The sequence below is a fragment of the Streptomyces sp. cg40 genome (genome assembly GCF_050320165.1).
Taxonomy (GTDB): Bacteria; Actinomycetota; Actinomycetes; order Streptomycetales; family Streptomycetaceae; genus Streptomyces; species Streptomyces hokutonensis.
Genome location: NZ_CP190128.1, coordinates 10,209,688 through 10,222,415, shown reverse-complemented (window position 1 = coordinate 10,222,415; position 12,728 = coordinate 10,209,688). Strand labels below are relative to the sequence as shown.

General features: G+C 70.7%; 10 protein-coding genes. 7 read left to right on the top strand and 3 right to left on the bottom strand.

Translation table 11 applies throughout. The annotated features are described in order from the left end of the window. Nucleotides 1-61: 61 nt before the first annotated feature. Complete coding sequence (locus ACQHII_RS46050; protein ID WP_427924896.1) at nt 62-310, bottom strand: WD40 repeat domain-containing protein; 249 nt, start codon at nt 308-310, stop codon at nt 62-64. Nucleotides 311-539: 229 nt separating this feature from the next. Further along, nucleotides 540-2,861, bottom strand: a complete 2,322-nt coding sequence (locus ACQHII_RS46045; RefSeq protein WP_427924895.1) for a SpoIIE family protein phosphatase — start codon at nt 2,859-2,861, stop codon at nt 540-542. A 661-nt stretch (nt 2,862-3,522) separates the two neighbouring features. Between ACQHII_RS46045 and ACQHII_RS46040 the strand changes: the two genes are divergently transcribed. The 7 genes from ACQHII_RS46040 to ACQHII_RS46010 all read left to right on the top strand — a co-directional run bounded on the left by ACQHII_RS46040 (nt 3,523) and on the right by ACQHII_RS46010 (nt 11,694). After that, nucleotides 3,523-4,164, top strand: coding sequence for a DUF4142 domain-containing protein (locus ACQHII_RS46040; protein ID WP_427924894.1), 642 nt, complete (start codon nt 3,523-3,525; stop codon nt 4,162-4,164). Between the two features lie 149 nt (nt 4,165-4,313). Next, nucleotides 4,314-4,880: a carboxymuconolactone decarboxylase family protein gene (locus tag ACQHII_RS46035; protein ID WP_427924893.1), complete on the top strand. Its 567-nt coding sequence runs from the start codon at nt 4,314-4,316 to the stop codon at nt 4,878-4,880. Further along, entirely contained in the window at nt 4,877-5,743 is an 867-nt protein-coding gene (locus tag ACQHII_RS46030; protein ID WP_427924892.1) for an RNA polymerase sigma-70 factor, read from the top strand. The genes ACQHII_RS46035 and ACQHII_RS46030 overlap by 4 nt, the downstream gene beginning before the upstream one ends. A gap of 192 nt (nt 5,744-5,935) precedes the next feature. Continuing rightward, complete coding sequence (locus ACQHII_RS46025) at nt 5,936-6,760, top strand: hypothetical protein (RefSeq protein ID WP_427924891.1); 825 nt, start codon at nt 5,936-5,938, stop codon at nt 6,758-6,760. Next, nucleotides 6,760-8,934, top strand: coding sequence for a bifunctional serine/threonine-protein kinase/ABC transporter substrate-binding protein (locus ACQHII_RS46020; protein ID WP_427924890.1), 2,175 nt, complete (start codon nt 6,760-6,762; stop codon nt 8,932-8,934). The genes ACQHII_RS46025 and ACQHII_RS46020 overlap by 1 nt, the downstream gene beginning before the upstream one ends. Nucleotides 8,935-8,976: 42 nt before the next feature. Further along, on the top strand, nt 8,977-11,175 hold the full coding sequence (locus ACQHII_RS46015) for a bifunctional serine/threonine-protein kinase/ABC transporter substrate-binding protein (protein ID WP_427924889.1): 2,199 nt from the start codon (nt 8,977-8,979) through the stop codon (nt 11,173-11,175). A gap of 36 nt (nt 11,176-11,211) precedes the next feature. Then, nucleotides 11,212-11,694, top strand: coding sequence for a WapI family immunity protein (locus ACQHII_RS46010; protein WP_427924888.1), 483 nt, complete (start codon nt 11,212-11,214; stop codon nt 11,692-11,694). 25 nt (nt 11,695-11,719) lie between these two features. Here the strand turns inward: ACQHII_RS46010 and ACQHII_RS46005 are convergent, their stop codons facing one another. Next, nucleotides 11,720-12,727, bottom strand: a complete 1,008-nt coding sequence (locus ACQHII_RS46005; RefSeq protein WP_427924887.1) for an ABC transporter substrate-binding protein — start codon at nt 12,725-12,727, stop codon at nt 11,720-11,722. Nucleotide 12,728: the final 1 nt, after the last annotated feature.

Genomic DNA, 12,728 nt, shown 5'->3' with positions numbered 1-12,728 from the left:
CCCTGGCCTCGGGCCCGGGAAAGCGGCGATCGGCCCATCCCGCAGGCCGGAAGGGAGGTGATCACCATGCTCGGCTCACCCAACGCACTGTTGCGGCGCGGCGTCCTCGCGGTTGTGTTCGGAGTGGTTTCGCTGGTGTGGCCCGGCATGACCGCGGGCGCGTTCGTCGCCGGCGTGCCCGGTGAGTGCGGACGTGGCGCGGAGCGGTCACGTCCCACAGCCGGACCGTGAAGTCCGCACTCCCGGTAGGCAGTTCACGGCCGTCCGAGGCGAACGCCACCGCGGTCACGGCGTCATTGTGACCGGGCACGGCGGAGTTCTTCCACAGAGCCCCCTAAAAGACGCAGAGCAGGCTCTCCGGGGACATCTCCGGGTAGAGCCCGTGCAGTTGGTCGTGGTCGCCGGACTCTACGGGACGGATAGACACTGTGGTGCCGTCCGCGAGCAGGGCGTGGTCCGTAGGTCGGCGACAAGGAGCGTGATCGAGGAACAGCCTTACCGTCTAGGCGAGTTCACCCTGGGCTCGCCGGCGTCGTCACTCACAACCTGAGGGTGAACCAGGTGGTCTTCCCCTGGTCGGTGGGGCGGACGCCCCAGTTGTCGGCGAGGGTGTCCACGAGGATGAGGCCCCGTCCGGACTCCTCGTCCTCGGCGGCCAGACGCGGCTGCGGCAGGTGTGGGCTCAAGTCGCAGATTTCCACGGCGAGTTCGGTGACGGTACGGCGCAGATGGAGGACGAGGGGGCCCTCCGCGTGCTGGACCGCGTTGGTGAGCACCTCGGAGACCAGGAGTCTGGCGTCGTCGACCTTGTCGGTGCAGTCCCAGGCGGCGAGGGTCTTGACCACGAAGGAGCGGCCCTCGGCCACCGCGGTTGCCGTGGCCGGGAGTTCCATGCCGGCGGTGGCCAGCGGGGCGGCGGGGAACCGGGTCAGCAACAGGGTGACGTCGTCGTTGTGGCCGTCGGCGTCGGGCAGCAGCGTGGCGAGGACGTGGTCGGCGGCGGCTTCCAGACCGGCGCCCGACATGAACGCGTCGCTGAGGGCCGCGGTCAGTTCGTCGATCTGGAACTCGATGTCGCTGCCGGGTGTCTCAACCATGCCGTCGGTGTACAGGACGAGGATGGCGCCGGGTGGTATCTCGACGGACGACTGCTGATAGAGCACGTCGCCCACGCCGAGCGGCGCGTTGATGTGCTGGGGAAGCCTGCGGGCGCCCTCGCCGGGGCCGGCGACGAGGGTGGGCAGATGACCGGCGGAGCAGGTGGTCACGGAGCCTGTCTCGGGCGCGATGACCAGGTAGCAGCAGGTGACCAGTTGGTCGGGAACGTCGAGGTCGGCGACGACCGCGTCCAGGGCCTGCATGAGCTGGCGGGGCTGCATCCCGGTCTTGGCCAGGGCGTGGGCGGCGGAGCGCAGCTGTCCCATCACGGAGGCCGCTTCGAGGCCGCGGCCCATGACGTCGCCGATGACGATGCCGACCCGGCCGGCACCGAGCGGGATGAGGTCGAACCAGTCGCCGCCCACCCCGGCACCCTGGGTGGCCGGCCGGTAGCGGCTGGCCGTGGCCAGACCGGGGATGGCGGGCGGGGTGCCCATCAGACTGCGTTGCAGGGTGAGGGCGATGTGCTTCTGCTGCTGGTACAGCGCGGTCAGTTCGGCCTCGGCGCGCTTGCGGTCGCTGATGTCGCGGACGATGGCGCAGGCGCCGATGACCGTGCCGCTCGTGTCCGGTGTGGGCCACAGCGTGACGTCGACGTCGAGCATGGCGCCGGTGCTGGTGACGCGGAGCGTCTCGAAGTGCTCGATCTTCTCGCCCTTGCGCAACTCCGCCATCAGCAGGTTGATCTCGTCCTTGCGTTCCGGCGGCGCCAGCATCGACACGTGCCGGCCGATGGCCTCCTCGGCCGTATAGCCGTACAAGCGCTGCGCCGCGGCGTTCCAGTAGGTGATGCGACCGTCGAGGGTCTTGGCGAGAATCGCGTCCTGGGAGGACTCGACCAGCGCCGCGAGTTCGTTGATACGGGCCTCGGCGGCCTTGCGTTCGCTCACATCGCGGACGGCGGCGGAGACGAGGAGGCCGTCGGCGGTCTCCAGAGGACTGAGGCTGATCTCGACGGGAAACTCACTGCCGTCCTTGCGCAACCCGTGCAACTCCAGCCCCGCGCCCATCGGCCGCACCTGCCGATTGGTGGTGGCGTAGCCGGCCCGGTGCAGCATGTGGTGTGAGCGGAACCGTTCGGGCACCAGCAACTCGACGGGGTGGCCCAGGAGTTCCTTGCGCGGGTAGCCGAAGAGAGTCTCGGTCTGGGCGTTGACCAGCTTGATCGTCCCATTGTCGTCCACGATCACCATGGCGTCCGGGGCGGCTTCGAGGAGGCTGCGGAACCTTTCCTCGGCGGCCTTGCGTTCGCTGACGTCGCGGACTGCGGCGGAGACGAGGAGGCCGTCGGCGGTCTCCAGAGGACTGAGGCTGATCTCGACGGGAAACTCACTGCCGTCCTTGCGCAACCCGTGCAACTCCAGCCCGGCACCCATCGGGCGCACCTGCCGGGTCGCGACATAACCGGCACGGTGCGCGCCGTGCTGCGCACGGAACCGGCCGGGAATGAGCATCTCCACCGGATGCCCGAGCAGTTCGGGCCGCCGGTAACCGAAGAGCGTCTCCGTCTGCGCGTTGACCAGTCTGATCGTCCCGCTCCCGTCGACGATCACCATGGCGTCCGGGGCCGCTTCCAACAGCCCCCGGAACCGGTCCTCGACGCGAGGCGACTCGTTCTCGACAGGCCGTACCGCACAGTTGTGGTGCGAGCACCTGTCGGTTCCGGCCCCGTCGGAGACTGCTGCTGTGAACGTGTCGCCCATATCGGCCCCAACCGGCTGGCTGCTGTGGTGAATCGGGCAATCCCACCGCATCCCGGCCGCATCCACCCTCATGTGTCGCTTACTGGCTCCACCATGACCCAACCCGCCTGCTTGCGACCGAGTGCCGGCCACCGATGCCGGCACTCGGTCGCAAGCAGGCGGGTCGGCCCGAGTGAGCCGTTCACCGTCGACAGATAGGGCCGAACGGCCCTGTGCCGGGGCCCCACGACTACGAGACCGTGGCGATCCACACCGTGCCTGCGTCGGAGCAGGCCGGCAGCCATCGCGGAGGTTTGAAGACCATGATCCATGGGCGCGCACATGTCGCGACTGTGGCGGCCACGGCGTCGACCAACCGGCTCGCACTGCGGGTCGGGGAGATCACGTAGTTCCCCCGGAGGCAATGCCCACCTGGCACTTCCCGGTCGGCTCCCGAAACGGACCGAGGTCGGCACGTGCGCGGCCGGGGTGTTGGACACCGATCCACTCTGCGAACCCATTGCGAGCCCGAGCGGCTTCGCCAGATCCCGCATCCGTACCTCTGTACGTGCGGTTTCCGAACAGGACAGGAGACACAGTGCTCGTTTCGAGGAAGGCGGCAGGAACCCTTTTCTTAGGTGGTGCGCTCATCACCACCGTCGGATCACTTCTCTACCCCGCCATGCTCGGAGTCCAGAAGGTCAGCAGCGCGCCCGAGCGGGTCATCGCCACCCCGGCGACCGGACCCCTGACCGAAGCCGACCGGGACTTCGTGGTCGAAGTGCGCTCCGCCGGGCTGTGGGAGTACCCGGTCGGCCGGCTGGCCCTACGGAAAGGCACGACGAAGGCGGTCAAGCTTGCCGGAGAGCACCTGGTCGACGGGCAGGCCTCGCTGGACGCCGCGTCCCGCAATGTCGCGGGGCGGTTGGACATCACGCTGCCGAACCAGCCATCGCCACAACAGCAGGGCTTCGTGACCACGTTGAAAACGGACAGCGGCAAACGGTTCGACACCGACATGGCCACCATTCTGCGCGCGACGGACGGCCCGTTCCTCTCCACGATCGCGAGCGTCCGCACCACCACGAGGAACTCGCTGGTCCGTGCCTTGGCCGACCAGGTCAACGACATCGTCCTGGACCACGTCGATGTCCTGGAGAAGACCGGCCTGGTCGACTTCGGCCAGGTCCTCGTCCAGGAGACCACCGCGTCCAAACTCGCTCCTCAGGAGGTGACCCCGCCGCCCCCGGTCCCGGGCCAGCCCCAGGTCGTCCTCACCCCGCCGGCGACCAGCACGCTCTCACCGAGTCCGTCGGCGGGGTGAGGGGCGGGCCCGGCAGCGCACTGCCGAGCCTGTACGACCGTTGCGCGTCGTCCCGATGTCACATCCGTGAGGCCCTCGGTGTCTTCATGCCGAACAACCGGACAGACACACGTACTGGCCCGGTCAGGCACACGTAAGAGGAGGACACCGTGACGGTTCGCGTTCCGAAGGCCGAGGTTCCCGTCGAGCTTCGGGAGAACATGGTCAGGCAGCTCGGCGCCGTACCCGAGCCCGTCGAAGTGCTGTGGAACCACCCCGAACTGGCCGCGGCCAACCAGGAGTTCACCGCCAAGGTGAGCACGTGGCACGCGGCGGACGCGGGGCTGAAGACGTTCGCGCACATGGCCGTGGCGGCGCAGGTGGGGTGCGGTTGGTGCCTCGACGTCAACTACTTCTTCGCGCTGAACCAGAACCTGGACCTGGCGAAGGCGAGCCAGGTGCCGCGCTGGCGGCAGGCGGACGTGTTCTCGCCGCTGGAGCGGGACGTGCTGGAGTACGCGGAGGCCATGACGACCACGCCGACCAGCGTCACCGACGAGTTGTCGCAGCGCCTGCTGAAGCAGCTCGGCCCCGCCGCGCTGGTCGAACTCACCGTGTTCATCGGCTTCGCCAACATGGCCGCCCGGTGCAACACCGCCCACGGCATCACCTCGCAGGGCTACTCGGACGCCTGCGAGATCCCGCTGGCCCCGCGGTCGGGGAAGATGTCGGCATGACCGAGGACCCCTTCGTCACCCACCGCGGCCTGCTGTTCACCGTCGCCTACGAGATGCTCGGCTCGGCCGCCGACGCGGAGGACGTGTTGCAGGAGTCCTGGCTGCGGTGGGCCGACGTCGACCGGTCACAGGTGCGGGACCCGCGGTCGTACCTGATCCGGACCGTCACCCGGCAGGCGCTCAACCGGCTGCGCACCCTGTCGCGCCGGCGTGAGGAGTACGTGGGCGAGTGGCTGCCGGAACCGCTGCTCACCAGCCCCGATGTCGCCGAGGACGTCGAGCTCGCGGAGAGCGTGTCGATCGCGACGCTGACCGTGCTGGAGACCCTCGGGCCCACCGAGCGCGCGGTGTTCGTGCTGCGCGAGGTCTTCGAGCTGTCGTACGGCGAGATCGCGGAGGTCGTCGGGAAGTCCGCGGCGACGGTGCGGCAGGTCGCCCGGCGGGCACGGGAGCATGTGGCGGCCCGGCGGCCCCGGGTGAAGGTGAGCCGGTCGGAGCAGGCGGCCGTGGTGGAACGGTTCCTGCACGCCCTGCGGACCGGCCATTTGCGGGAGTTGATGGAGGTGATGGCACCGGACGTGGTGCTGGTGACCGACGGCGGCGGGGTCGTCCCGGCCGCGCTCGCCCCGATCCACGGGGTCGAGCTGGTCGCACCGGTCCTCGCCCGCGCGAACACGCTGGTGGCCGCGTTCGACACCACGCCCCTGTGGCTCAACGGCGAACCCGCGGGCCGCATGGACGTCGACGGTGAGCCGTCCGCGATCAGTCTCGTCGTGGAGGACGGCCAAGTCACCCGGATCTATGTGGTGCGCAATCCGCGGAAGCTGACGCAGCTGGACGAGCCGACCGAACTCGCCAGGTGAGTCCGCATCGACACCGAACTGCCGTCTGTACAGCCCGAGTTGAGGAGGCATCGGCACTACCATCGACCCGTCTGTACGAATCCTGTGCGAAGCCGGAAACAGAAGCGGAGGGCGGGGAACCGCGCCGCGACCGCTGTGCATCGGTAGGTGCATGGGGTCGGCCGTACGGCAGGCCGTAGAGGGGGCGACGTCATGGCGTATGCCAGAGCACTGCGGGTCGGTGGGGCGGTGGCGGCCTGCGGGGGTCTGCTGCTGGGGTGCACGGGTGGCGGCGGGGGCGGTTCCGCGTCGCCGCCGACCGCGTCCGGGACGGCGCGGAGCGCTGCCGCCTCCGCCACCCCCGAGATGGACCCGGCCCGGGAACCGAAGACCGCGACGCAGGCTCAAACACTGATCGAACGGGTCATCTCTGGGCCGGAGTTGTTCGGAACCGGCGTGAAGCGGGCGACTCCGTACGAGAGTGAACCCGGGCAGTGGGCGGTGCTGGGGGACGACTGCGTGTGGCGGCTGGAGCCGTTGCCCGGGGACGCGCTGGCCACGCTGACCCGGCACTTCGAGGTACCCGCGGCGGGCGGGAAGGGTGCCGTGCGGCTGTCCGCCACGGTCACCGTGCACCGCACGGCGCTCGACGCGTCGTGGGAGCAGGCCCGGATGCTGGAGGAGGACCTCGACTGCACGGAGCAGACCCAGCGGCCGGGTGAACGGCTGACGGGCCTGCAGTCGCTGTCGTTCGCGCGGGGCGAGGGCGGCAACACCAGTGGCGACGATCTGCTGCTGGAGACCGGGCAGTGTGTCAGTGACACGCGGGGCGGGCCCTATCCCTACTGGTGGCAACAGGCGGTACTGGTCTCGGTGGTGGCCGGTACCTCCGTGTGCGGCGGACGCGGGCGTAGCGAACAGGAGCTCAACTCCCTTGTGGCGGAGGTCCTTCCGAGGATGCTGCTGCGGGTGCAGCAGGAGATCGGCCGCTCCACCGGGTCCACGCCCACGCCCAGCACGAAGGGTGGTGGGTCGTGATGGAGCGACTGCTTCCCTCGGATCCGTCCCGGCTCGGCGGATACCGGCTGTTGGGGCGGCTCGGCGCGGGCGGGATGGGCGTGGTCTACGTGGCGCGCGGTACGGCCGGGGAACTCGCGGCGGTGAAGGTGATCCAGCCCGAGTTCGCCCAACAGGCGGAGTTCCGGGCCCGGTTCAGGCGTGAGGCCGACTCCGCGCGCGGGGTGGACAGCCCGTGGGTGGTGCCGGTGCTGGGCGCGGACACGGAGGGGCCCGCGCCGTGGCTGGCGACCGGGTTCGTGCCGGGGCCCTCGCTGGCCGAGGCGGTGGCCGAGTGCGGGCCGTTGCCCGCGCGGGTGGTGCGGGTGCTGGGCAAGGTCCTGGCGCGCGCCCTGGACGCCGTACACCGGGCGGGTCTGGTGCACCGGGACGTCAAGCCGGGCAATGTGCTGCTCGCGCTGGACGGACCCCGGCTGATCGACTTCGGTATCGCCCGGCCCACGGCGGCCGAGGAGACCGAACTGACCTCGGACAGCATGGTGGTGGGCACTCCCGGGTTCCTCTCCCCAGAGCAGGCACGGGCGTTGCCGGTGGGTCCGGCGAGCGATGTGTTCTCGCTCGGCTGTGTGCTGGCGTACACGGCGACCGGGCGGCTGCCGTTCGGTACGGGCGCTGCGGACGCCCTTCTGTACCGGACCGTGCACGACACCCCGGACCTGGACGGCGTCGAGGACGTCGAACTCCGTTCCCTGCTGGCCCGCTGTCTCGCCAAGCAACCCGAGGAACGGCCCCACGTCGCCGAGATCGACGCCGAGTTGGTGGAGGACGCGCCGGCGGGTTCCATCGGCTGGCTGCCGGACCCGGTGGTCCGGATGGTGGCCGAGCGGTCGGCGGTGATGCTGGCGCTGCCCGGGATCGACCCGACCGAGGTCCCCGACGCACCCGCTCCCCCAAGTCCGAGCCGTCGCCGCGTACTTGCCCTCGCCGCAGGCGGTACGGCGCTGCTCGCGGCCGGTGGCGGGACGGCACTGTGGGCGGCCCTGCGCGACAACGACCGTACGGGACCGACGAGTTCGGGCACCGGCCGCGACTGGACCATCGGCGTCCAGGCCGATCTGAGCGGACCGCTCAAGGCGGCGGGGACAGCACAGGAGCGGGCCGCACGGCTCGCCGTGGAGCAGTTCAACTCCCGCAAGGACAAGCCGTTCACGCTCACTCTGCGAGTGCTGGACGACCGGGGTGACCCGGCCCGGGCACAGGCAGTGGCACGCCGACTGACGAGCGACAGCGACGTGTTCGCCGTGCTCGGACCGACCGGATACGCCTCCGCGCAGAGCGCCGTGGAGGTGTACGAGAGTGCCGGGCTGCCCCTGGTGACCGTGTCCGAACTCTCGGTCTCCGCCGTCCAGTCGGCGCTGCTGGCCAAGCCGAAGAGCTACTTCCGGGCCGCTCCGCTGGCCGCGTACTCCGCGTACGCCACCGTCACCGCGCTCACCGCGCAGGGATCCCGCCGCCCGGGACTTCTGGTCGACCGGGCGGGCGGCATCACCGGCATGGAGTCCGTCAACGTCGTCCACAGCTCGACCCACGCGGCCGGCATCGCCCTCTACGCCCGGGTCGTGCCCGCGCTCGCGCCCGACGTGTCGACCGTCGTCGCCGACATGCTCGCCCACGGCGTGGACGGCTTCTACTACACCGGCACTCCCGAGCGCGCCGCCCCGCTCGCCCGCGCCCTGGCCGCGCGGAACTTCACCGGCCCGCGCTTCCTGGACACTCCGTCGGCCACACCGGCCTTCGTCTCGGCGGCGGGCCCGGCGGGCGAGGGCTGGCAGGTCCTGGCCCTGTACATCGACCCGGCCGCCGCGGCCGTACGACCGTTCGCCACCGCCTACCGCAGGCGCTACGGCACCGCGCCGGGCGACTGGGCCGCCGAGGCCTACGACGTCACCCGCCTGCTGGCCGACCGGCTCACGGCGCTCGCCGGGAGCAGGGGGAGCAGGGCAACCGGCGCGAGCGCACCACACCGCCCCACGCGGGCCCAAGTCACGGGCGCGCTCGCCAAGTCCACATTCAAGGGGCTGGTCACGACCTACACGTTCGACGCCGACCACCAGCTCGTCACGCGGCAGGTCCAGCACTATCAACTCAAGGACGGCCGTTTCACCTATGCCGGCCCGGTGGGCCTGTCTTCCTGACCGCTGGAGAAGCCGTCACCGAGCAGCAACGGGAGCCGTGGAATGCGGGCATTGCGGGCCGAGGACCCGGAGGAGCTGGGCGGCCACCGGCTGCTGGCGCGGCTCGGTGCGGGCGGAATGGGCGTGGTGTATCTGGCCCGTTCCGCCGACGGGACGCCGGTCGCGCTGAAGGTGATCCGGGCCGAGTACGCGGCCGACCCCGCCTTCCGTGCCCGCTTCCGGCGTGAGGTGCGGCTGGCCACCGGTCTCACCGGCCGCTGGGTGGTCGCGGTGACGGCCGCGGACACCGAGGCGCGTGAACCGTGGCTGGCCACCGCGTTCGTCCCCGGCCCGTCGCTGGCCGAGGCAGTGGACGGGCTGGGGCCGCTGCCCCCGGAGTCGGTCGTCGTGCTCGGCGCCCGACTGGCCCGGGCGCTGGGCGAGTTGCACGCGGTGGACCTGGTGCACCGGGACGTCAAACCCGGCAACATCCTGCTCGTCCCCGACGGCCCCCGCCTCATCGACTTCGGCATCGCCAAGGGCGCGGGCGCGACCGCGCTCACCGCCCCCGACGCGGTCATCGGCACCCCCGGCTACCTCTCCCCCGAACAGGCCCGGACGCACGGCGGCAAGGTCGGCCCGGCCAGCGACCTGTTCTCCCTCGGCTGCGTGCTGGCGTACGCGGCTACCGGACGGCGGCCGTTCGGCACCGGTGACGCGCCCGTGGTCCTGTACCGCACGGTGCATGAGCCACCGGACCGCACCGGCCTCGCTCAACTCCCGCCTCCACTACGGGCGGTGATCGACGGCTGCCTAGCCAAGGACCCCGCGCTCCGACCGACAGCGGCCGAGGTCCACTCCGCGATGGCACATGACGATCCCCCGGAAGAAGGCCCCGCCCCGGGCACCGGCTGGCTGCCACCCGCCGTACTACGGCTGATCGCCGAGCGTTCGGCCCGCGCCCTCGACCCACCGCCACGCACGGCAGGACCGATCGCCCCCGAGCAGCCCAACACGCTTACAGCGCAAGGGTTTTCACGCCGCCGCGTGCTGACGATCGGGGGCTCGGCAGCCGCCGTACTGGCCGCGTCCGGGACGGCCGCGTCCGTCCTCCTCGCCCGCGGCCACCTGCCGACGACCGGTGCGCGCCGCGACATCCCCACACACACCATTGCCCTGCACGCCGATCTGACGGGTACTCAGAAGACTCTGGGCAAGGCGCAGGAGCGCGGCGCACTTCTCGCCGTCACAGCGCACAACGCCCGCGCGAACGTCTCCTACCGCCTCGGCCTGTCCTCGTACGACGACGGGGGCGACGCCGCGCGAGCACGGGACACGGCCCGGCGTGTGCTCGCTACGCGGTCCGTGAGCGCCGTCATCGGCCCCACCACGACGGCCGGCGCCCGTGCCGCCGCACCGCTCTACGCCGCCGCGTCCATGCCGGTGGTGCTGGTGTCGGTCGACGACGGGACCGCCGGACTCTCCACCACGACCCTGCGCACCCTGTGCGTGACCCGTGCCTCCGACAGTTCGCAGACCTTGCCGCTGCTCTCCTACCTGACCAGGACCCGCCCCACCCACCGCACCGCGGTCGTCCAGGACCGGGCGGCGGGCGAGACGGCCGTCGACATCACCCGGAACCTGGTGGAGACACCGCCCAGCGACGGCACCATCACCGTCCACCAAGTAGCCGCCGAATCAACCGACTTCGGCCCGGCCGTCGCCCACGCCCTGGCCACCCGCCCGCAGGCGGTCGTCTACGCGGGCACATCACCGGGCCGGGCCGCGGCCTGCGCCCGGGCCCTCGCGGCAGCACACTTCACGGGCGCGGTGGCCGGCTTCGAGCCGGTCATGCGCGGCGCCTTCCTCACCGCCGCCGGTCAGGCCGCCGAGGGCTGGGTCTTCGAAGCGCCCTACACCCAGGCGCAGTCGGTCGGCACCCCAGCCGCGAAGGCGTTCACCGCGGCCTACCGGGCGCGCTTCGGCGCGGCACCCGGCCGGTGGTCCGCCGAGGCGTACGACGCCGTCGGCCTCATCGCCCGAGCCCTCGACGCACTCGGAACCACGACCACCATCGAGCCCGCACAGGTCGCCGAGGGCCTCTTCCACCTCGCGTACGACGGGCTGGCCAAGCCGATCCGTTTCGTCCAGGGCACCACCCACACGATGGCCCTGGAGAACACCGCGTTCCTGTACCAGGCCAGCGGCGGCGTGTTCCGCTTCCTGGGGCGCTACGACCAGGCCCGGGCGGTGAAAACCTAGTTACACCGCCGGAGGATCTCCTGCCATCCTGTGCCGGTGCGCCTCAGTGACCACGCGACCAGTGTCGAACTCCGGCCCCTGCGCCATCAGTTCGCCACGGCTCGCGGCAACCGCTACGACGACAACTGGCTGGTGATCGGCGCCAAGGTGACGACGGCCGAGGGCAGTTGGGCCTTCGCCGACCCCGCGCTGCTGAACTCCGAGGCCCACGAGGTCACCGCCTGGCTGCGCGGGGCGGCCACGGGCACGGTGGATGTGACCCTGCCCGACGCCACCGGCTACTTGGACCCGGACACCTGGTTCACCGAACCGGTGCTGGCCTTCAGCCTCGCCGAACGAGGCGGGGCCGGGGCGTTGGTCCGCGTTCACCTGTCCCTGGAGGCGACACCTCCATGGCTGGAGGGCGACGCCAGACCGGACATCTACCAGTATTCCCTGGAGATACGGGTGGATACGGCCGCGCTGCTCCACGCGGCCGACGAGTGGGAGCACGCCCTGGCTTCCTTCCCCGCCCGCTGAGCGGTGTCGGTCCCAGCGGGCCCTTTCACCGCGCAGCGCCCTGCCCCGCCGCCACCGTCCGGAGATACGCGCCGAGGCGGGCGATGGCCGACGGGTTGCGGGGGCTTTCGACGAGGTCGACGTAGTCGAGGACGAAGATCCGGCGGTGCTTGACGGCGGAGACGTTGCGCAGCGGGGCGTAGGAGAGGAGGAACTTCTTCTTCTGTTCCGCGCTCACGTCGCCGTAGTTGCAGATCACGATGACATCGGGGTCGCGCTTGACGACGGTTTCCCAACCGACCGTGGTCCAGGAGTCGTTGACGTCGTGCATGACGTTGACCCCGCCAGCCTCGCTGATGATCTGGTCGGGGGCGGCGTAGCGGCCCGAGGTGAACGGGGCGTCCTGGCCGCTGTCGTAGAGGAAGACCGTCGGGCTCTTGGCGGGGGCCTCGCTGTGGACAGCGGCTGTCTGCTTCTTGAAGTCGGCGATCAGGGTGGCCGCGCGCTTCTCCACGCCGAAGAGTTTTCCGAGGTTGGTGAGGTCGGTGTAGAGGGCGTCGAGGGGCGGCATGATGCCGCGTGAGGTGTCGGTGCGGCCGTTGCGGCAGGACTCGGTGAGGATGTACGAGGGGATGCCGAGCTTCTTCAGGGCGTCGGGGGTGAAGCCGCTGTCGTCGCGGAAGCCGTAGTTCCAGCCGGCGAAGACGAGGTCGGCGCCGGCGTCGAGGACGTTCTCCTTGGTGAGTTGGTCCTTGGAGAGCCACTTGACCTTCTGGTAGCCGTCCTTCCAGGGCACGTCGGTCAGATCGCCCTTGTCGTCGGGCATGGCGAACCCGGCCATGCGGTTCTCCAGTCCGAGGGCGAACATCAGCTCGGTGATGCCGACGTCGTTGGTGACGACGCGCTTCGGGACGGTCTTGTACGTCACCTTCCGACCGCAGTTGGTGAGGGTGACCGCCTCGGTGGAGCGGGTGTCCGCGGTCGAATCGACGCTCGCACCGCAACCGGTGGCGGTCGCGGCGAGGCAGAGTACGGCGGCAAGCAGCTTGCGCATG